General features: G+C 60.5%; 19 protein-coding genes. 3 read left to right on the forward strand and 16 right to left on the reverse strand.

The features are described 5' to 3' along the window. Window positions 1-103: 103 nt before the first annotated feature. The 14 genes from J1G18_RS15660 to J1G18_RS15725 all read right to left on the reverse strand — a co-directional run bounded on the left by J1G18_RS15660 (window position 104) and on the right by J1G18_RS15725 (window position 14,643). Window positions 104-487 (reverse strand): EamA family transporter, encoded by a 384-nt coding sequence (locus J1G18_RS15660; protein ID WP_098965387.1) that lies wholly within the window; start codon window positions 485-487, stop codon window positions 104-106. A 31-nt stretch (window positions 488-518) separates the two neighbouring features. Then, complete coding sequence (locus J1G18_RS15665; RefSeq protein ID WP_098965385.1) at window positions 519-893, reverse strand: transporter; 375 nt, start codon at window positions 891-893, stop codon at window positions 519-521. Continuing rightward, entirely contained in the window at window positions 890-1,810 is a 921-nt protein-coding gene (locus J1G18_RS15670; protein WP_223008036.1) for an arginase, read from the reverse strand. Before J1G18_RS15670 ends, J1G18_RS15665 begins: the two co-directional genes overlap by 4 nt. A gap of 110 nt (window positions 1,811-1,920) precedes the next feature. After that, the gene (locus J1G18_RS15675) at window positions 1,921-2,250 is read right to left on the reverse strand and encodes a GlpM family protein (RefSeq protein WP_193774898.1); all 330 of its coding nucleotides are present in this window, start codon (window positions 2,248-2,250) and stop codon (window positions 1,921-1,923) included. Between the two features lie 8 nt (window positions 2,251-2,258). Continuing rightward, the gene (locus tag J1G18_RS15680) at window positions 2,259-3,587 is read right to left on the reverse strand and encodes a sigma-54-dependent transcriptional regulator (protein ID WP_027612079.1); all 1,329 of its coding nucleotides are present in this window, start codon (window positions 3,585-3,587) and stop codon (window positions 2,259-2,261) included. Continuing rightward, window positions 3,584-5,485, reverse strand: coding sequence for a sensor histidine kinase (locus J1G18_RS15685; RefSeq protein ID WP_223008037.1), 1,902 nt, complete (start codon window positions 5,483-5,485; stop codon window positions 3,584-3,586). The genes J1G18_RS15680 and J1G18_RS15685 overlap by 4 nt, the downstream gene beginning before the upstream one ends. Window positions 5,486-5,701: 216 nt before the next feature. Beyond that, entirely contained in the window at window positions 5,702-6,436 is a 735-nt protein-coding gene (locus tag J1G18_RS15690) for an amino acid ABC transporter ATP-binding protein (RefSeq protein ID WP_007963947.1), read from the reverse strand. Continuing rightward, window positions 6,433-7,104, reverse strand: coding sequence for an amino acid ABC transporter permease (locus J1G18_RS15695; protein WP_007963949.1), 672 nt, complete (start codon window positions 7,102-7,104; stop codon window positions 6,433-6,435). Before J1G18_RS15695 ends, J1G18_RS15690 begins: the two co-directional genes overlap by 4 nt. Then, window positions 7,104-7,850 (reverse strand): amino acid ABC transporter permease, encoded by a 747-nt coding sequence (locus J1G18_RS15700; protein WP_027612077.1) that lies wholly within the window; start codon window positions 7,848-7,850, stop codon window positions 7,104-7,106. Before J1G18_RS15700 ends, J1G18_RS15695 begins: the two co-directional genes overlap by 1 nt. 190 nt (window positions 7,851-8,040) lie before the next feature. After that, entirely contained in the window at window positions 8,041-8,967 is a 927-nt protein-coding gene (locus J1G18_RS15705) for a glutamate/aspartate ABC transporter substrate-binding protein (protein WP_027612076.1), read from the reverse strand. Window positions 8,968-9,358: 391 nt separating this feature from the next. Continuing rightward, the gene (gene glpD / locus J1G18_RS15710) at window positions 9,359-10,894 is read right to left on the reverse strand and encodes a glycerol-3-phosphate dehydrogenase (RefSeq protein ID WP_134787232.1); all 1,536 of its coding nucleotides are present in this window, start codon (window positions 10,892-10,894) and stop codon (window positions 9,359-9,361) included. Between the two features lie 322 nt (window positions 10,895-11,216). Next, entirely contained in the window at window positions 11,217-11,972 is a 756-nt protein-coding gene (locus J1G18_RS15715; protein WP_007916700.1) for a DeoR/GlpR family transcriptional regulator, read from the reverse strand. Between the two features lie 238 nt (window positions 11,973-12,210). Continuing rightward, complete coding sequence (glpK, locus tag J1G18_RS15720) at window positions 12,211-13,713, reverse strand: glycerol kinase GlpK (protein ID WP_027612074.1); 1,503 nt, start codon at window positions 13,711-13,713, stop codon at window positions 12,211-12,213. Window positions 13,714-13,791: 78 nt separating this feature from the next. After that, the gene (locus tag J1G18_RS15725; RefSeq protein WP_027612073.1) at window positions 13,792-14,643 is read right to left on the reverse strand and encodes an MIP/aquaporin family protein; all 852 of its coding nucleotides are present in this window, start codon (window positions 14,641-14,643) and stop codon (window positions 13,792-13,794) included. A 362-nt stretch (window positions 14,644-15,005) separates the two neighbouring features. Between J1G18_RS15725 and ybaK the strand changes: the two genes are divergently transcribed. Then, complete coding sequence (ybaK, locus tag J1G18_RS15730; protein WP_223008038.1) at window positions 15,006-15,476, forward strand: Cys-tRNA(Pro) deacylase; 471 nt, start codon at window positions 15,006-15,008, stop codon at window positions 15,474-15,476. Window positions 15,477-15,571: 95 nt separating this feature from the next. Next, complete coding sequence (locus tag J1G18_RS15735) at window positions 15,572-16,354, forward strand: PhzF family phenazine biosynthesis protein (protein ID WP_027612072.1); 783 nt, start codon at window positions 15,572-15,574, stop codon at window positions 16,352-16,354. A 121-nt stretch (window positions 16,355-16,475) separates the two neighbouring features. Here J1G18_RS15735 and J1G18_RS15740 read toward each other — a convergent pair whose 3' ends face one another. Next, entirely contained in the window at window positions 16,476-17,585 is a 1,110-nt protein-coding gene (locus tag J1G18_RS15740; protein WP_096795147.1) for an ABC transporter ATP-binding protein, read from the reverse strand. Next, window positions 17,582-18,502: an ornithine carbamoyltransferase gene (gene argF / locus J1G18_RS15745; RefSeq protein WP_047296204.1), complete on the reverse strand. Its 921-nt coding sequence runs from the start codon at window positions 18,500-18,502 to the stop codon at window positions 17,582-17,584. The genes J1G18_RS15740 and argF overlap by 4 nt, the downstream gene beginning before the upstream one ends. A 403-nt stretch (window positions 18,503-18,905) precedes the next feature. Here argF and J1G18_RS15750 point away from each other — a divergent pair, with 403 nt between their 5' ends. Next, entirely contained in the window at window positions 18,906-19,196 is a 291-nt protein-coding gene (locus J1G18_RS15750) for a hypothetical protein (protein ID WP_223008039.1), read from the forward strand. Window positions 19,197-19,203 lie beyond the last annotated feature (7 nt).

Below are 19,203 nucleotides of genomic sequence, written 5' to 3' on the forward strand. Positions count from 1 at the left end.
CCGATTTGTGTAGGAGCTGCCGCAGGCAGCGATCTTTTGATCTTGAAAAGCAAAGATCGTCCGATCGCGGCCCGAGCCTGCGGCAGCTCCTACACGGAGCATTTCAGTGCTCTTCGCCTTCGGCGAGCAAGGCTATCCCGCCCATGATCACCGCCACGCCGATCCAGTGCAGCAGGCTGATCTGCTCACCCAGCCCCAGCCACGACCCCAGCAGCACCCCGACAAACACCAGCGAACTCAGGGGAAACGCCAGTGACAGGCTGCTGCGTCGCAGAATCAGCATCCAGACAAAAAACGCGCCGATGTAGCAGGCAACCGCCACCCATACCCCGGGCGTCATGACGATGCCTTGCAGCCATTGCAGGCTGAAGTCCATCTGGCCCAACTGATCGCCACCGACCTTGCTCGCGATCTGTCCGCCACTTTCCAGAATGATCAACAGCGCCCAGAGCACAATGGTGCCCACGCGCCCGTGTAGCCAATGCATTGCGTCGTTCCTTTGCAGTTCCAGGCGAGCTTCAGACATGGCCGGCACACACAAGCATCACGCCCGCCGTAATCACCAGCGTGCCCAGCCAGCGCCGCCGACTGACGGTTTCGCCAAGCACCAGTTTGCCCGCCAGCACCACGCCGCAATAGGCCAGCGCGGCTGCCGGAAACAACAGACTCAGCGGTGCCCGCGACAGAGCGCCGAGCCAGACGAAAAACTCGATCGCGTAAGCGCCTATCCCGCACCACAATAGCGGTGCGTTGAACACCTGGCCCCAAAACACCTGAAGCCGAAAACCACCCTCCAGCTCCGGTAATCGATCCAGGCCCAGTTTGAAACACAGCTGGCCGATCACATCCAGAACGATGGACAGGGCCACCAGCACAATCACGGTGAAAGTCATGGAAACAGTTCCTCGAACAGGTCGATCAAGGCTTGATTGGTGATGGAGTTGCGCAGGATATCGGTGTCGCTCCAGCGCTCGGCCGGCGGCTGATCGGTCTTCGCCTCCCAGCGTTTGAATACGTTGCTGAAGGCCGGACGGGCGTATTCGCCGCAGATGTCGATGCCGATGATTCGCTTGCTCGCCGCCAGCGCGCGCAGGGCCTGAAGCATATGGCTCAGGCGCATGCCGCCCTGATCCCAGTTGGTCGCGGCGTCTTCGCTGGCGAGCACGTCCTTGTCGATAGTGATCCACACCGCATCGGTCGGCAGGCTGGCGATCATTTTGTCGAGGAACAGCGTCCAGTCGACTTCGGACAAATTGCGCCAGTGCAGCATGTTTTCCTGCTGTTCATGGCCGGCGCCGTCACCGACACGCCCCCAGACTCGGGAGGGTGCGTGTTGCCACGGAAACAGCTGCAGAACCCCGCGTTTGAGCGCTGCGAGGTTGCCGCCCTTCAGTTGTGGATTTTGCAGATCATCGCTGCACGGGCCGAGGGTGACGATGCGGCGGATGTCCGGCAGTTTCAGGGCCTGATTGACCCAGGAACCGCAATGCCGACGCGGCGCAAACCGCACCCAGTCAGGGTGATTGTCGAAATGGATCAGGCTGACCGGCTCGGGCAGGTCGGTGAGAAACGCCGGGGTCAGGTGGTGATAGTCACCGGAGCCGACGAAGAAGATTTCCGGTGCCGGGCCGCTGTGCCGTGGCCGTTGCTGCAAGCGTTCGGCGAAGCGTCGCCAAGTGCGTTCGCTGGACCAGAGCCGGAGTTTCGGGCCGAGGTCGAGCAGGTCCAGGCGTCTGGCGCGGCCACTGTCGAGCAGCCGCGCAATCGGCGCCTGGGCGGTCAGGCTGTGGTCGAGATCTAGAATATTCAAGGTCGCTATTTACCCTTGGCAGACCCTGCCAGACACCGGCCTCATCGAGCATGAGCGCCAGCCGGGCAGGGCTTTCGGGGGTAAATGCAAGGGACGGGCCAGCCGTTGTCTCAGGCGTGCAGACGCACCCACACCGAGACCAGCACGGTGGCGGCGATCAGCCACGCGACAACGGCCACGGCGAGTGACGCCTCCAGGCGCATGCGGTCAACCATCACGTACAGCGTCGCCAGATAGATGAAGTACGGAATGATCGACCACATGCCGAACACAATCGTCGCCTTCAGATCGTCGATCGAGCGGCCCTTGCCGACGATGTAGTGGGCGATCAGGGCGAAGGTCGGAAACAGCGGCACCAGTCCGGCGATGTAATAGTTTTTGGTCTTCGACAGCGCGGCGAGGATCAGCACCACCGCCGCGCCGAGTGCCGCTTTGAGTATCAGATCCATCAGTGGCTCAACCCGTACTTTTTCACTTTGTCGAACAGCGTGGTCTTGGCCATGCCCAGTTCTTGACTGGCCTGGGTCAGGTTGCCGCCACTGCGTTGCAAGGCGTCATTGAGCAGGTTGCGCTCGAAGGCTTCCACCGCTTCGGCGAACGCCAGCCCCTGACCGCCGCTGCTGGCGCCGGACTTCTTGAACGCCGGCAGGCCGAGGGCAAAGCGCTCGGCGACGTTACGCAGCTCACGCACGTTGCCCGGCCAGTCGTGGCTCATCAGGTTCGACAGGGTCTGGTTGTCCAGCTCGGGCAATACTCGGTCGAAACGCAGCGCCGACTGCTGGGTGAAGTGTTCGAACAGTTGCAGGATATCTTCACGGCGCTCGCGCAGCGGCGGCAGTTCCAGGGTCACCACGTTGAGGCGGTAGTACAAGTCGCTGCGAAACTCGCCGGCCTTGCTCGCTTCGTCGAGGTCGGATTTGGTCGCGGCAATCACCCGGCAATCCACCGCCACGCTCTGGTTCGAGCCGAGGCGTTCGAGGGTGCGTTCCTGCAACACCCGCAGCAGTTTGATCTGCAAGGGCAGGGGCATGCTTTCCACTTCATCAAGGAACAGCGTGCCGCCGTCGGCGTGTTCGATCTTGCCGATGCGCCGTTTGCCGGCACCGGTAAAGGCGTTGGCCTCGTGGCCGAAGATCTCGCTTTCGAAGAGGTTTTCCGGCAGGCCGCCGCAGTTCAGCGCGACGAACTGCTTGGCATGCCGACGACTGAAGTCGTGCAGGCAACGGGCGACCAGTTCCTTGCCGGTGCCGGTCTCGCCTTCGATCAATACGTTGGCCGAGGTGTCGGCGACGTTGGCGATCAGTTCGCGCAGGTTCTGCATGGCTGGCGAGCGCCCGATGATCCGGCCTTCGAGGGAATCGCGTTCGGCCAGTTGCCGACGCAGCGAAGACACTTCCCGGGCGAGGCTGCGTTGTTCCAGTGCGCGACGAGCGACGTCCACCAGGCGCTCCGGCGAGAACGGTTTCTCCATGAAATCGTAGGCGCCTTTCTGCATCGCGCCGACCGCCATGGAAATATCGCCATGACCGGTGATCAGCACCACCGGCAGACTGCGGTCGCGCGCCTTGAGGCGCGTCAGCAGTTCCAGGCCATCGATGCCGGGCAGGCGAATGTCGCTGATGACGATCCCGGCAAAGTTGTCGCCGACCCGCTCCAGCGCTTCTTCGGCACTGCCGACGCCGATGCAGGGAATGTCTTCCAGGGTCAGCGCTTGCTGGCAGCCGAGCAGCACATGGGGGTCGTCTTCGACGATCAGCACACTAAGGTCGTGGTTCATATTGGCTCGGCAGGAGTAGGGCTTACCAACGGTAAACTGAGGACGAAGGTGGTGCCACCGCTGGCCGGGTGTTCGACACCCAGGTGCCCGCCGGTGGCGGCAGCGAGGCTGGCGGAGAGGGTCAGGCCGAGGCCCAGACCCTGTTCGCCGGGTTTGGTGGTGAAGAACGGCTCGAACAGATGCTTGCGCGTTTCGGCGTCGACACCGTGGCCGTTATCGCGCACCCTCAGGCGATATTTGCCGTTGAACTCTTCGCCTTCCAGCCACAGCTGCGGTGCGGGTTGCGCCTGCATGGCGTCGAGGGCGTTGCCGATCAGGTTAACCAGAATCTGTTCGAGGCGGGTCTGGTCGATCTGCACCTGTACGTCGCTGAACTGCCGGTGCAGTTGCAGCGCCATGCCCTCGACCCGCGCGCCGAGCAGTTGCAGGGCCGCGTCCACGGCTTTGCCGAGACTGGCCTGGCCTTCATTGTCGCCGCGCCGGGCGAACGAGCGCAGGCTGGCGGTGATCCGGCCCATGCGGTCGATCAGGTCGTTGATGGTCTTGAGGTTGGTGCTGGCGACATCGAGCTGGCCGCGTTCCAGAAAGCGAATGGTGTTGCCGGACAGGGTGCGCATCGCCGCCAGCGGCTGGTTCAGTTCGTGGGCGATGCTGGTCGACATCTGGCCGATGGCCGCGAGTTTGCCGGCCTGCACCAGTTCGTCCTGAGCGCGGCGCAAGGTCTCTTCGGCCTGGCGCCGTTCGCGGATCTGGCTCTTCAGCCGTTCGTTGCTGGCGCGCAGGTCGCCGGTGCGTTCGGTAATCCGACGCTCCAGTTGATTGTTGGCTTCCTGCAAGGCTTCGCGGGCGGCGAGGCGGGTGGCGATGACCTTGCGCCGTTCGTTCCAGGCGATCAGCAGGAACGCCACCAGGGCGAAGGCCACGGCCACCAGGATTCCCTGATTGATCGCTTCACGACGCAAGTCCTGCAACGGTGTGAGCAGGGTGAAATTCCATGGTGTGTCGCTCAGCGGCCGGGTCTGCGCCAGATAGCTGATGCTGTCGTCATCGGCGCTCAGTTCGCTGTTGGCCGGGAAGGTCAGTTTCTCCACACCGTCGGCCAGGGTTTCGCGGGCCAGCGGTTGCAGTTCGTTGAGCGGGAACCAGTAGTACTGCAGGCTGCGCGCGAGTTTTTCTTTGGTTTCATCACTCAGCGGTACTACGGACTTGAGGCGCCGCGCCGGATCGCTGGAAAGAATGATGATGCCGTTCTCGTCGCTGACGAAGGCTTCCAGGCGGGCGCGTTGCCAGCGCTCTTCCAGCGCTTCGAGGCGCACCTTGACCACGGCGACGCCGATGATCTTGCCGTGTTCTTCCAGGCCATGGGCGAGGTAGTAACCGGGCTCGCCGCTGGTGCTGCCGATCCCGTAGAAACGTCCGGGCTCGCCGCGCACGGCGTTCTGGAAATAGGCGCGAAAGGACAGGTCTTCACCGAGGTAACTGTCGACGTCGCGCCAGTTGCTGGTGGCCATCACCCGGCCGGTGGTGTCCATGACGTAGATAGCCCGACTGCGGCTGCGCCGGTTCAGGCCTTCAAGGTAAGCATTGACCGTCTGCCGGTGTTCCGGGGTCGGGTCGGCGAGCAGTTGCGGGACACTGGTTTCCAGTTCCAGCAGGCTGGGCAGGTAGGTGTATTTGCTGATCTCGCTTTCGACCGTGCGCGCGTGCAGTTCGAGCTGACGCTGGCCGTTTTCGCTGAGGCTGCGGATGCCGAAATGTTCACTGGTCCAGAAGCCGATGTAACCCAGTCCGATCATCAGGATGATGATCAGCGGCGGCAGGAACAGATGGCGAATCAGACGGGGCTTCACGGCAAGTGATGGCGGCGCTGCGCGATAGAGATTGGGGTCGCATTTCATCACAGTTGCCTTGGGTCAACCAGCGTGGCTAACAGCATCCTGGTTTGTTCGAGCGCGGAACCTGTGGCGAGGGGATTTATCCCCGATCGGCTGCGAAGCAGTCGTCAAACCGGCAGATGCGGTTTGATTTTGAAATGCTGGGGTCGCTTCGCGGCCCATCGGGGATAAATCCCCTCGCCACAAAGCGCCCTCGCCACAGAGTTCGGTGTGTTGCTTTTAGTGCTGCAGGATTTTCTCGAGGAAGTGCTGCGCGCGTTCGGAGCGGGCGCTGATGTCGCCGAAGAACTCCTCTTTCGGGCAGTCTTCGATGATCTTGCCGGCGTCCATGAAGATCACGCGGTCAGCCACTTTGCGCGCGAAGCCCATCTCGTGGGTCACGCACATCATGGTCATGCCTTCGTGGGCCAGTTGCACCATCACGTCGAGCACTTCGTTGACCATTTCCGGGTCGAGCGCCGAGGTCGGTTCGTCGAACAGCATGACGATCGGGTCCATGGCCAGTGCACGGGCAATCGCCACACGCTGCTGCTGACCGCCGGACAGTTGCCCCGGGTGCTTGTGCGCATGCGCAGACAAGCCGACGCGTTCCAGCAGTTGCAGACCTTTCTTGGTCGCCTCTTCCTTGCTGCGGCCCAGCACCTTGATCTGCGCGATGGTCAGGTTCTCGGTGATGGTCAGGTGCGGGAACAGCTCGAAGTGCTGGAACACCATGCCGACGCGCGAACGCAGTTTCGGCAGGTTGGTCTTGGAGTCGGCAATCGAAGTGCCGTCGACGACGATGTCGCCTTTCTGGAACGGCTCCAGCGCGTTGACGCACTTGATCAGGGTCGACTTGCCCGAACCCGACGGGCCGCAGACCACGATCACTTCGCCTTTTTTGACCTCGGTGCTGCAATCAGTCAGCACCTGGAAGTCGCCATACCACTTGTTGATGTTCTTGATGGAGATCATACGGCAAACCTTTTTTGCAGACGCTTGACCAGCAGCGAGGCGGAAAAGCTGATGATGAAGTAGACGACACCGGCAAAGATCAGGAACTCGTTGGAACGACCGATGATGTCGCCGCTGGAGCGGGCGGAGTTGAGGAAGTCCACCAGGCCCACGGTGTAGACCAGCGAGGTGTCCTGGAACAGGATGATCGACTGTTGCAGCAGCAACGGGGTCATCTTGCGGAACGCCTGGGGCAGGATGATCAGCCGCATGGTCTGGCCATAGGTCATGCCCATCGCTTGCGCGGCGGCCATCTGGCCTTTGGGGATCGACTGCACGCCAGCCCGGACGATCTCACAGAAGTACGCGGCTTCGAACATCATGAAAGCCACGACGCAGGAGGTGAACGCGCCGATCGGGGTGTCTTCGCCGGTGATCCAGCGCAGCACGAACGGCACCGCCAGGTAGAACCAGGTGATCACCAGCAGCAGCGGGATCGAGCGGAAGTAGTTCACGTAGGCGCCGGCAACGCGCGACAGCAGTTTGCTCGACGACAGGCGCATCAGCGCGAGGATCGTCCCCAGCACGATGCCGCCGATCACGCCCATGACCATCAGTTGCAAGGTCATGACCATGCCGTTCCACAGGCCCGGGATCGCGGGGATGATGCCGCTGAAATCGAAGTCCATTATTTACCCCCCACGGAGATCAGGCCGGGCACTGCGACTTTCTTCTCGACCATGCGCATCAGCAACATCAGGCTCATGTTCAGGGTGAAGTAGATCAGCGTGGCCAGGGTGAAGGCTTCAAACAGGTTGGCCGAGAACTCGGCGGTCTGTTTGGTTTGCGCCAGCAGTTCCATCAGGCCGATCAAGGACGCCACGGAGGAGTTCTTGAACACGTTGAGGAATTCCGAGGTCAGCGGCGGAATGATGATGCGATAGGCCTGGGGCAGCAGCACGTTCCAATAGATCTGTGGCAGCTTGAAACCCATGGCGCGGGCGGCGGATTCCTGGCCGCGTGGCAGCGCCTGGATGCCGGTGCGCACTTGCTCGCAGACCCGGGCGGCGGTGAACAGACCCAGGCACACGACCACGCTCAGGTAGGCCGAGGTGGTCGGGTTCAGATCCTGCTTGTACCAGTCCTGCAGGTTTTGCGGCAGCAGATCGGGCACCAGGAAGTACCAGATGAACAGCTGCACCAGCAGCGGCACGTTGCGAAACAGTTCGACGTAGCAGGTCGCGATGCCCGATACGAGGCGGTTCGGCACCGTGCGCATGACCCCCAGAATGGAGCCCAGCAGCAAGGCGATGATCCATGCCACGATGGCGATGGCAATGGTCCAGCCCAGGCCGGCGATGTACCAGTCGAGATAAGTCTCGCTGCCCACGCCGGTGGACTTGAAGAACACGCCCCAGTCCCAGTTGTAATTCATTAGGGTCTCCCCTCGAAATCGATCGATGTACAAGCACCCGCTTGGGGAAGATCCTTTCCCGTCCGACGTTGAACGCCGGGCACACGCGATCGGCTCGAAAACCGCCAGGTCGAGTGTTCCACTGTAAAACCAGCAGGTAACAGACGCCTGAGGGAGGGTGGCTCCCTCAGGGGATAAGGTTAGTCAGGAATCAGATTTTTACGTCAGGCGCCGGCTTGTCGCTCGGGTTGGCGATCAGTTCCTTGACCTTGTCGCTCATCGGGAAGTTGAGGTTCAGGCCCTTTGGCGGAATCGCGGTTTCGAACCACTTCTTGTAGATCTCGTTGATCTTGCCCGACTTGTACAGGCCGACGATGGCGTCATCCACAGCCTTCTTGAAGGCCGGGTCGTCTTTGCGAACCATGCACGCGTAGGCTTCGAAGGATTGCGGAGTACCGGTGATGACCCAGTCGTCCGGCTTCTTGGCCTTGGCTTCTTCGCCGGCCAGCAGGGCGTCGTCCATCATGAAGGCAACGGCGCGGCCGCTTTCCAGCATGTTGAAGGATTCGCCGTGGTCCTTGGCGGAGATGATGTTCATGCCCATCTGCTTGTCGGCGTTCATCGCTTTGATGATGCGCTCGGACGTGGTGCCGGCGGTGGTCACGACGTTTTTGCCTTTGAGGTCGGCAAAGTCTTTGTAGGACGGGTTGCCATCCTTGTCTTTCTTGACCAGCAGGCGGGTGCCGATTTCGAAGATGTTGACGGTGAAGTCGACTTGCTGGGCGCGTTCGGCGTTATTGGTGGTGGAACCGCACTCGATATCCGCGGTGCCGTTCTGGATCAGCGGGATACGGGTTTGCGAGGTCACCAGGTTGTATTTGACCTGCAGGTCTGGCTTGTTCAGGTCTTTTTTCAGGGCTTCAACGATGGCCACTTGAATGTCGTGGGAGTAGCCCACTGGCTTGCCGGAAGCATCCGCGATGTAGGAAAACGGAATGGAACTGTCGCGGTGAGCGAGGGTGATGGTGCCGGAATCGTTGATTTTCTTCAGGGTGCCGGTGAGTTCGGCGGCGAAAACTGGCGTGCTGATCAGAGCGGCCGCAATGGCTGCGCCCAGGATATGGGGAACGATGCGCATCAAATTTTCCTCGAATTGTTTTTTTTATGGGGCCAGTTCGTCGGCCCTTTTGTGCTTCGAATGCCTGACGGCTCCTGAAGTGTTGGCACGGCAGGCATTCGTCGAGAGAGTGTAGAGCATGAGTCGTGCCAGAGCAGTCGATAGTGGCTAATGGCTTGATTTATAAGGTGATTAAAGTTTTGTGTCGGTGTTTTTCGATGAAACTGATCCGGTTATCCGAATCGACCGGGAGGTCGCGTTCGGAAATCCGAACGATCTTTTAATCGCTGCCCTCATATTGATGATCGTTCGAGCCCACATTCCCTCGCCACAGGTTCAGCGTCCGGCGCGGATAAACAAAAAAGCCCCTGAATCTCTCAATTCAGGGGCTTTCGTTTAAGCGATGTTCAAATCACGCCGCTTCAATCTTGCGGTTCTGCTCGACCTTGCCCAGGTAGGCCGCCAGTTTCTCTTGCTCGGCCGGGGTAGTGAACAGGCCCAGTTTGCTGCGACGCCACAGGATGTCGTGCGCCGTGGTGGCCCATTCTTCGCTGCACAGGTAATCGACTTCACGGGTGTAGAGCCCGCCACCCATGTGTTCGCCCATGTCGGCGAGGGTTTCCACGCCTTCGAGCATGCGCCAGGTGCGGCTGCCATAGGTGGTGGCCCAGCGGCGGGCGATCTCGGTCGGGACGAAGTCGAACTTGTCGCGAATCTGCGCGCTCAAGGCTTGCGGCGTAGTCATGTCTTCGCCGCCGGGCAGGGTCGCGGTGGCGGTCCAGCTCGGGCGCATCTGGGTGAAGTACGGCATCAACTGGGCCATCGCTGACTCGGCGAGTTTGCGGTAGGTGGTCAGTTTGCCGCCGAACACCGACAGCAGCGGTGCTTCTTCGCCACCGCCAGACAATGCCAGGGTGTAATCGCGGGTCACGGCGGACGGGTTGTCGGATTCGTCGTTGCACAGTGGACGCACGCCCGAGTAGCTGTGCTGGATGTCGTCGCGGCTGATCTGCTTCTTGAAGTGCGCGTTGACCACTTTCAGCAGGTAATCGGTTTCGCCGTCGGTGATTGCCACTTTCGCCGGATCGCCGGTGTATTCACGGTCGGTGGTGCCGATCAGGGTGAAGTGGTTCAGGTATGGAATGGTGAAGACGATGCGCTGATCTTCGTTTTGCAGGATATGCGCGTGATCGCCTTCGTACAGCTTCGGCACGATGATGTGGCTGCCCTGAATCAGGCGGATGCCGTACGGCGATTCCATTTTCAGGTCGTCACGAATGAACTTGGCGACCCACGGGCCGGCGGCGTTCACCAAGGCTTTGGCAGTGATCGAAAACAGGCTGCCGTCGGCGCGTTCCAGATTCAGGTGCCACAGGCCCTTGGCGCGGCGGGCGCTGACGCAACGGGTCTGGGTGTGTACGTGGGCACCTTTTTCCCGGGCGGCCATGGCGTTCAGAACGACGAGGCGGGCGTCATCGACCCAGCAATCGGAGTATTCGAAGCCCTTGGTGATTTCGCTTTTCAGCGCGCTGTCGGCACCGAACTTCAGGCTTTTCGAACCTGGCAGTTTTTCGCGCTTGCCGAGGTTGTCATAAAGGAACAGGCCGGCGCGGATCATCCACGCCGGACGCAGGTGCGGGCGGTGCGGCAGCACAAAACGCATCGGCTTGACGATGTGCGGCGCCTTGGCCAGCAGCACTTCGCGCTCGGCCAGCGCTTCACGCACCAGACGGAATTCGTAATGTTCGAGGTAGCGCAGGCCGCCGTGGATCAGCTTGCTGCTGGCCGACGAGGTGTGGCTGGCCAGGTCATCCTTTTCGCAAAGGAACACCGAGAGACCGCGACCGGCGGCATCCGCTGCGATCCCCACGCCATTGATCCCGCCGCCAATTACGGCAACGTCGTAGATCTCGGAGATAGGGGGCGTACGCAAGGTAGATGTGGACATCGGCTGGCCTCGGGCTCTTTTGATTTTCTGTCTTGGAAATCGAACATAAATGTTCATTTGCGAAAATGGTAGCCCATAAAGACGCGCGCAGCCAGTCGCGTTCGATTGAAAAAACTCATCGAAGGGCGGCTAAAAGAAAATTTTCGAACATTATTGAGGCGGAGATGATCTTTGTGGCGAGGGGATTTATCCCCGATGGGCCGCGTAGCGGCCCCTCAATCAACTACCGTGGAGTCTCAGGCACACCGCATTGGGTGGTTTTAGGACTGCTTCGCAGCCCATCGGGGATAAATCCCCTCGCCACAGGGGATGTTGAACGGGTTTAAACGACTTCCAGACGAATTTTGTGCTGGCTCAGCAGTTGCGCCAGTGCCGGCACTGGCTGCTGATCGGTCACCAGGCAGTCGATCAGGCTGATCGGACCCAATCGAATCATCGCATTGCGCCCGAACTTGCTCGAGTCCGCCGCCAGAATCACCTGCCGCGCATTGGCAATGATCGCCTGCGACACGCGCACTTCCTGATAATCGAAGTCGAGCAGGCTGCCGTCTTCGTCGATGCCGCTGATACCCACCAGTGCGAAATCGACCTTGAACTGGTTGATGAAGTCCACGCTCGCCTGACCCACCACACCGCCGTCACGGCGCACGTTGCCGCCGGTCAGCAGCACATCGAAATCATCCTTGGCACTGAGCATCGAGGCGACGTGCAGGTTGTTGGTGATGATCTTCAGATGGTTGTGATTGAGCAGGGCGCGGGCAATCGATTCGGTGGTGGTGCCGATGTTGATGAACAGCGAGGCGTGATCGGGGATCTGCGCGGCGATGGCTTCGCCAATGCGTTGTTTTTCGTCGCGCATCTGGTCGGCGCGCATCGCATAGGCGGTGTTTTCGACGCTGGAGTCATAGGCCGCGCCGCCATGGTAGCGACGCAACAGATTGGCTTCCGCGAGCTGATTGATATCGCGGCGGATGGTTTGCGGGGTAACAACGAACAGCGTGGCCATTTCCTCGATGCTCACATAGCCGCGTTCGCGGACCAGCTCGAGGATTTGCTGCTGACGGGGAGGCAGATTCATGGGGCTTCCTTTGGGCTGCCGTGCAAAATTTGCCCATGATGACGCAGGAATCTCCTCCCGACCAGTTTCCAAACAACGTGAAAGCTACTGCGCTCGGCAATCCTGCGTTAAAAACAGGCTCGGACTGCTCATTTACAAACCCGTAAACTCCGCGTCCTCGCCTGTTTTTGCCTTGTCTTGCCTTCGCTCGCTACGCTTTCACGCTGTTTGGACAGCTTAAGTCAGTCTTCAGACTGGCTTATTCAGCGTCTTCACGTGCCCAGTCACGGGTGCGGCTGACGGCTTTTTTCCAGCCTTTGTACAGCTTCTCTTTCTCGGCTTCGTCCAGGCTCGGTTCGAACTCACGCTCGATCACGGCCTTGCCGCGCAGTTCGTCGAGGCTGCCCCAGAAACCGCACGCCAGACCGGCCAGGTACGCCGCGCCGAGTGCAGTGGTTTCACGCATTTGCGGACGCTCGACCTGGGTGCCGAGGATGTCGGCCTGGAACTGCATGAGGAAGTTGTTCGCGACCGCGCCGCCGTCCACGCGCAGGGCCTTGAGGCGTTCGCCGGAGTCCTGTTGCATGGCGTCGAGCACGTCGCGGGTCTGGTAGGCGATCGATTCCAGCGCGGCGCGGATGATGTGATCCACGCGCACGCCGCGCGTCAGGCCGAACAGTGCACCGCGGGCATACGGGTCCCAGTACGGAGCGCCCAGACCGGTGAAGGCCGGTACCAGGTACACGCCGTTGCTGTCCTTCACTTTATTGGCGAAGTATTCGGTGTCGTGAGCGTCGTTGACGATCTTCAGTTCATCGCGCAGCCACTGCACGGTCGAACCGCCGTTGAACACCGCGCCTTCCAGGGCGTAAGCCACTTCGCCACGCGGGCCGCAAGCGATGGTGGTGAGCATGCCGTGTTGCGATTTCACCGCTTTGTCGCCGGTGTTCATCAGCAGGAAGCAGCCGGTGCCGTAGGTGTTTTTAGCCTGGCCCGGCTCGACGCACATCTGGCCGAACAGTGCCGCTTGCTGGTCACCGGCGATACCGCCGATGGCGATGCCGCTCTTGGTGCGACCGTAGATTTCCGAAGAGGCTTTGACTTCCGGGAGCATTTCGCGCGGGATGTCGAGGATTTCCAGCATCTTCGAATCCCACTCCAGCGAATGGATGTTGAAGAGCATGGTGCGCGAGGCGTTGGTGTAGTCGGTGACGTGTACCTTGCCGCCGGTGAATTTCCAGATCAGCCAGCTATCGACGGTGCCGAACAGCAGTTCGCCATTGCGCGCACGCTCGCGGCTGCCTTCGACGTTGTCGAGGATCCACTTCAGCTTGGTGCCGGAGAAGTACGGGTCGGTAACCAGACCGGTGTTGTCGCGGATGTACTCTTCGTGGCCATCGCGCTTGAGCTGCTGGCAGATCTCGGTGCTGCGGCGGCACTGCCAGACGATGGCGTTGTACACCGGACGACCGGTGGTCTTGTCCCAGACCACCGTAGTTTCACGCTGGTTGGTGATACCGATGGCGGCGACCTGATCGTGATGCAGGCCGGCCTGGGCCAGTGCTTCAACCATCACCGCGCTCTGGGTCGCAAAGATTTCCATTGGATCGTGCTCGACCCAACCGGCTTGCGGGTAGTGCTGGGCGAATTCGCGCTGGGCGGTGCAGACCACGTTCGCATCGCGGTCGAAAATGATCGCGCGGGAGCTGGTTGTACCCTGATCGAGGGCAATGATGTAGTTCTTATTCTGAATGTCGGTCATGTCGATTGCCTTGGACGAAATAAGGGAGAGTGGGCCGTGGCGCGGGCTCTAAAAGGGCAGGAGCCCGCGCCGACTGTTTCAAGAAGTTCTTGGTTTGCCGTCAATGGCCGGTTCTGCATCCTTTGTAGCAGGTGTGGCGCCGGTCAGGTGACGAGCGATGAGCCCGCGATACCCGGCAGCGCCGAGGCAGGCACCGACAATCGGTGCAAAAATCGGAATCAGGAAGTACGGAATATCGCGGCCGCCAGTGAAGGAAATTTCACCCCAGCCGGCGAAGAAAGTCATCAGTTTCGGACCGAAGTCACGCGCCGGGTTCATCGCAAAACCGGTCAGCGGGCCCATCGAGCTGCCGATTACGGCAATCAGCAAACCGATCAGCAGCGGAGCCATCGGGCCTTTCGGCAGACCGTTGTTGTCATCGGTCAGGGCCATGATCACGCCCATCAGGATCGCGGTGATGATCATCTCGACCAGGAATGCCTGAGCGGTGGACAGTACCGGATTGGGGAAGGTCGAGAACACCGAGGCCAACTCAAGGCTGGCAGCGGTGCCACGCACCATGTGGTGAGTTTGTTCGTAATCGAAGAATAGATTGCTGTACAGCGTGTACACCAACAGCGCACCGCAAAACGCGCCGGCGATCTGCGACAGGATATAGAACGGCAGTTTGCGCTTTTCGAAGTCGGCGAAAATGCTCAGGGCAATGCTCACGGCGGGGTTCAGGTGCGCGCCGGAAACCCCGGCGGTCAAGTAGATCGCCATGCTCACGCCGACGCCCCAGATGATGCTGATTTCCCACAGACCGAAGCTGGCGCCCGCGACTTTGAGCGCGGCGACACAGCCAGTGCCGAAAAAGATCAGAAGTGCAGTCCCCAGAAACTCGGCCAGGCATTGGCCGGAAAGCGATGGTTGCTGTAAAGCAGTTGTCATTGAAAACCTCGATTTTTGTTGTTGTCTGGCGCATTTGCCGTCAGGCCAAGGCGCGATTTTCCCCGGGGCAGGATCCCCATCCTGTTCCCGGTTTACTGCTGGGTGCTGCGGTGATGATAATTCTTACATTATTCAGATTCGAAAAAATATAGACAAGAAACAAACCTGTCAAAGGTCGAAAGTGAACCATCGGTCACAATTAAACTATCAGCCTGCTGAATGATCCTGCGGAAGATGGCGGCGATAGTCCGGCGATTCGCCTGCAACGCCCGGAAAACGGGGCTCGCGCTAGAGCCTTTTGCGAGATGATGGCCTAGAATCCGGCGCAGGATTTTTCTGTTGATGCCGAGCCTGGAGCTGCCATGACCCCTGCGTTGGACTTGTTGAAAAAAGTTCGTGCCGAACATCGCGTGCACGGTTACGAACATGACCCCAAGGCCGCGTCCTATGGGCTGGAGGCCGCCGAGAAACTGGCGCTGGAGCCGGCGCAAGTGTTCAAGACGCTGCTCGCTGCCAGCGAAAAAGGTGAATTGCTGGTGGCGGTGGTGCCGGTCGTCGGAAGCCTTGATCTCAAGGGCCTGGCCCACGCGGCGGGAGTGAAGAAAGTCGAAATGGCTGACCCGGCCGCGGCGCAGCGTTCCACCGGTTACCTGTTGGGCGGCATCAGTCCGCTGGGGCAGAAGAAGCGTCTGCGCACCTTCATCGATAACTCAGCCCAAGGCTTTGCGACTATTTATGTCAGTGCTGGCCGACGTGGCCTGGAAGTCGAATTGGCGCCGGCGGTTCTGGCTGAACACACCCAAGCCAAATTTGCCGACATCGGTCGTGCATGAACTTGCGTTCTGTATGAAGAAAATTGCCCGGTTCTGTCACTGGCGCTGAGCGCAGCGTGGCTGCATGCTCTGCCGACTCACTCAGGGAGAAGGTTATGCAGCTCGAATTTCATCAGGTTGATGCGTTCAGTGATCGGCCGTTCAGTGGCAACCCGGCGATGGTGTATCGGCTCGATGCATGGCTCGCGGACGATTTGATGCAGAAGATCGCTGCCGAACACAATCTGGCAGAAACCGCGTTCGTGGTGCGCGAAGGCGCGGCGTGGCACATCCGCTGGTTCACCCCGACCACCGAGGTGCCGCTGTGCGGGCATGCCACACTGGCCAGCGCCTATGTGTTGTTCGAGGTCTACAAGGAAAATGCCGAGCGACTGGACTTCATCTGCAAGTCCGGGCCGCTTAGCGTCAGCCGCGAGGGCGATCGCCTGTGGCTGGACTTCCCGTCGATTGTGCCGTCAGAAATTGGCGTGACGCTGGATGTCGAGCGCGCGCTGGGCGTCGAGGCGGTGGATGTGCTCGGTTCCAATGAATTGTTTGTGGTGCTGGAGTCGGAGCAGGCAGTGCTCGACTGCACGCCGGACATGATTGCACTGGCAAAACTGCCGTGGCTCGGCGCCATCGTGACGGCGCGCGGCAATCAGCACGATTTCGTTTCGCGCTACTTCGCCCCGGCAATCGGCATCAACGAAGATCCGGTGACCGGCTCGACGCATTGCAGCCTGATTCCGTATTGGTCGAAACGTTTGGGCAAATCCAGTTTGACCGCGTGCCAGCGTTCGGCGCGGGGCGGGGAGTTGTTCTGTCGGCTGGAGGGGGAGCGGGTGAAGATCGGCGGGAATGCGACGCTGGTGGCCAGCGGCACGCTGATCCTGGGTTGAACCCAAAACCAACTGTGGGAGCGGGCTTGCTCGCGAATGCGGGGTGTCAGACGACCTCTTCGTTGACTGACCCAGCGCATTCGCGAGCAAGCCCGCTCCCACAGTTTTGATCCGGGGCGGATCAGAGTGCAGCGCTGTAGCGGCGGACGCCGTTTTCCACCGCCGGGATTTGTGCCGCGGTACTGCCGCTGGCCTGGAACAGGACAAGGTGTTCGGCGGCGACGCGAATCCCCACCTCCGCCCCCACCTGATGGTCGGCATGGCTCGGGAAGATCGATTCCAGCTGCGCACCGGTCGGCAGTTGCAGGCGATACAGGGTCGAGGCGCCAAGGAACGTCTTGCCGACGATCCGCGCTTTCAACCCGCTGTCCGGCGCATAAACGATGTCATCCGGACGCAGCAATACATCCACCGCACCGCCCACCGGCCAGGTGTAGGCGCGGTTGCCGCGCAGTTCGCCGAGTTCGGTCTGCACCGATTCCGGGCTGCCGAGCTGGCCGCGAATGAAATAGCCCTGACCGATGAAACTGGCAACAAACGGTGTCGCCGGTTCGTGGTAGAGGTTGTAGGGCGTGTCCCACTGCTCCAGACGACCTTCCTTGAACACGCCAACGTGATCGCTGACGGCGAAGGCTTCCTCCTGGTCGTGGGTCACCAGAATCGCACTGGTGCCACGGGCCTTGAGGATGTCGCGCACTTCGTGGCTGAGCTTGCGCCGCAGTTCGCCATCGAGGTTGGAGAATGGCTCGTCGAGCAGCAGCAATTGCGGCTCCGGCGCCAGTGCCCGGGCTAGGGCAACACGCTGTTGCTGGCCACCCGATAACTCGTGGGGAAAGCGCTTGCCTAGATTCTTCAGATTGACCAGTTCCAGCAGCTCCTCGGTGACGCGCTCCTTGTTCGGGTGCTTGCGGATACCGAAGGCGATGTTGTCTGCAACACTCAGGTGCGGGAACAGCGCGTAATCCTGAAACACCATGCCGATCCGGCGTTTCTCTGGTGCCAGGGTGAAACCGGCGCTGGAAATGGTTTCGCCACCCAGCGTGATTTCCCCTTCATGCACCGGTTCGAAACCGGCAATCGCGCGCAGGGTGGTGGTCTTGCCGCAGCCGGACGAGCCGAGCAGGCAGCCGATGTCACCGGCGTTGAGGTGCAGATTGAGGTTCTGCACCACGCGTTGATCTTGATAGCCGCAAGCGAGGTTGCGCAGGTTCAGCAGTAATTCATGGCTCATGCGTGGTGATATGCCGGTTCGACGAGGAACTCGAGCAGGGCCTTCTGTGCGTGGAGACGGTTTTCTGCCTGATCCCAAGCGACGGAGCGCGGGTCATCAAGCAGGTCGAGGCTGATTTCTTCACCGCGGTGCGCCGGCAGGCAGTGCATGAACAGCACATCTTCGGCCGCCAGATCGAGCAGGGCGCGGGTCACCTGAAACGGAGCGAACAACTTCAGGCGCTTGGCAGTTTCCTCTTCCTGACCCATCGAAGTCCAGACATCGGTGCTCACCAGATGCGCACCGCGCACGGCATCCTGCGGATCACGGACGATAGTCACGCGATCGCCGGCGCGGGCGACAAATTCCGGATTAGGCTCGTAGCCCTGCGGGCAGGCAACGCGCAACTGGAAGTCGAACTGGATCGCCGCTTCTATATAGCTGTTGCACATGTTGTTGCCGTCGCCGATCCAGGCCACGGTCTTGCCCTGGATCGAGCCACGGTGCTCAAGGAAAGTCTGCATGTCGGCCAGCAACTGGCACGGGTGCAGGTCATCGGACAGGCCGTTGATCACCGGCACGCGCGAGTTGGCGGCGAATTCGGTCAGGGTGCTGTGGGCAAAGGTACGGATCATCACCGCGTCGAGCATGCTCGACATGACGATGGCGCAGTCGCCGATCGGCTCGCCACGGCCCAGTTGGGTGTCACGTGGCGAGAGGAAGATCGCCTGGCCACCGAGCTGGATCATGCCGGCCTCGAAGGAAATCCGGGTACGGGTCGAGGATTTCTCGAAGATCATCCCCAGGACGCGGTTTTTCAGCGGCTCGAACAGTACGCCGCGGTTACGCAGGTCCTTGAGCTCAACGCCTCGACGGATCACGCTGACCAGCTCTTCGGGCGTGCAATCCATCAGGGAGAGAAAGTGCCTTGCGCTCATCATTGACTACCTTTTTGCTACAGACCGCAGATGCTCAAAGCCTTGTTTAACGGAACAACGGGCGAGACCTGCGGCGTAAGCCGCACGGGGCGACGAAATTGGGGAAGGCGCGATATTGACACTAAATGTCGCGTTACGCCAATAGGCTACGGTTTTTGCGGGATTCGGAGGGCGCACGGGATGTTGCAGTACGCATGTGAAGCCGGGTTCAGGACAGCAGCAAGCCTCTTTGTACACCGGCCTCGCGGGGCTTGGCAATGCGGCGTGGCGGGGATCACGTCGACCAGGTCGGTTTACGAGCGTGGCGCCATGCCATCACTTGGTCGGATGCTCAGACTGAAACATTTGCTAAAGCAAAGTGCTGGGTTATAAATAAGTTTCGAGCGACGCAGGAAGCTTCCGCATGGAATCGAAAGAAAAACTGTTAATGGAACTGTTGGGCCACACAGCTCGCTCACTGACCCATCTCACCGCGTCGGTCACTTCGATGTCTTTCGAGCTGCTGCGCAGCGAGGACGAAGTGGTCAAGACCGCCGGCCGCCACATGATCGATCGCATGGCGACCATCAGTGCCGGGCTCGACGAGCACTGGCGGTTGATCGGCGAACTCACCGGCGTGCACGTTGCCCACGAGCAGATCGAAACCATTCAGGAAATTCAGTTGGCCCCGCCGCCGCAGCTGCCGTCGAACTGAGCATGGC

Source organism: Pseudomonas sp. MIS38, from assembly GCF_019891575.1.
GTDB lineage: Bacteria > Pseudomonadota > Gammaproteobacteria > Pseudomonadales > Pseudomonadaceae > Aquipseudomonas > Aquipseudomonas putida_A.

Excerpts from the sequence above, each read along its gene's own strand:
- J1G18_RS15735 (WP_027612072.1), top strand. The coding sequence starts at position 15,572 with ATGCAGCTCGAATTTCATCAGGTTGATGCGTTCAGTGATCGGCCGTTC.
- J1G18_RS15725 (WP_027612073.1), bottom strand. The coding sequence starts at position 14,643 with ATGACAACTGCTTTACAGCAACCATCGCTTTCCGGCCAATGCCTGGCC.
- glpK (WP_027612074.1), bottom strand. The coding sequence starts at position 13,713 with ATGACCGACATTCAGAATAAGAACTACATCATTGCCCTCGATCAGGGT.
- J1G18_RS15740 (WP_096795147.1), bottom strand. The coding sequence starts at position 17,585 with ATGAGCCATGAATTACTGCTGAACCTGCGCAACCTCGCTTGCGGCTAT.
- J1G18_RS15685 (WP_223008037.1), bottom strand. The coding sequence starts at position 5,485 with ATGAAATGCGACCCCAATCTCTATCGCGCAGCGCCGCCATCACTTGCC.
- J1G18_RS15690 (WP_007963947.1), bottom strand. The coding sequence starts at position 6,436 with ATGATCTCCATCAAGAACATCAACAAGTGGTATGGCGACTTCCAGGTG.
- ybaK (WP_223008038.1), top strand. The coding sequence starts at position 15,006 with ATGACCCCTGCGTTGGACTTGTTGAAAAAAGTTCGTGCCGAACATCGC.
- J1G18_RS15715 (WP_007916700.1), bottom strand. The coding sequence starts at position 11,972 with ATGAATCTGCCTCCCCGTCAGCAGCAAATCCTCGAGCTGGTCCGCGAA.
- J1G18_RS15695 (WP_007963949.1), bottom strand. The coding sequence starts at position 7,104 with ATGGACTTCGATTTCAGCGGCATCATCCCCGCGATCCCGGGCCTGTGG.
- J1G18_RS15750 (WP_223008039.1), top strand. The coding sequence starts at position 18,906 with ATGGAATCGAAAGAAAAACTGTTAATGGAACTGTTGGGCCACACAGCT.
- J1G18_RS15660 (WP_098965387.1), bottom strand. The coding sequence starts at position 487 with ATGCATTGGCTACACGGGCGCGTGGGCACCATTGTGCTCTGGGCGCTG.
- J1G18_RS15700 (WP_027612077.1), bottom strand. The coding sequence starts at position 7,850 with ATGAATTACAACTGGGACTGGGGCGTGTTCTTCAAGTCCACCGGCGTG.
- J1G18_RS15665 (WP_098965385.1), bottom strand. The coding sequence starts at position 893 with ATGACTTTCACCGTGATTGTGCTGGTGGCCCTGTCCATCGTTCTGGAT.
- J1G18_RS15705 (WP_027612076.1), bottom strand. The coding sequence starts at position 8,967 with ATGCGCATCGTTCCCCATATCCTGGGCGCAGCCATTGCGGCCGCTCTG.
- glpD (WP_134787232.1), bottom strand. The coding sequence starts at position 10,894 with ATGTCCACATCTACCTTGCGTACGCCCCCTATCTCCGAGATCTACGAC.
- J1G18_RS15680 (WP_027612079.1), bottom strand. The coding sequence starts at position 3,587 with ATGAACCACGACCTTAGTGTGCTGATCGTCGAAGACGACCCCCATGTG.
- argF (WP_047296204.1), bottom strand. The coding sequence starts at position 18,502 with ATGAGCGCAAGGCACTTTCTCTCCCTGATGGATTGCACGCCCGAAGAG.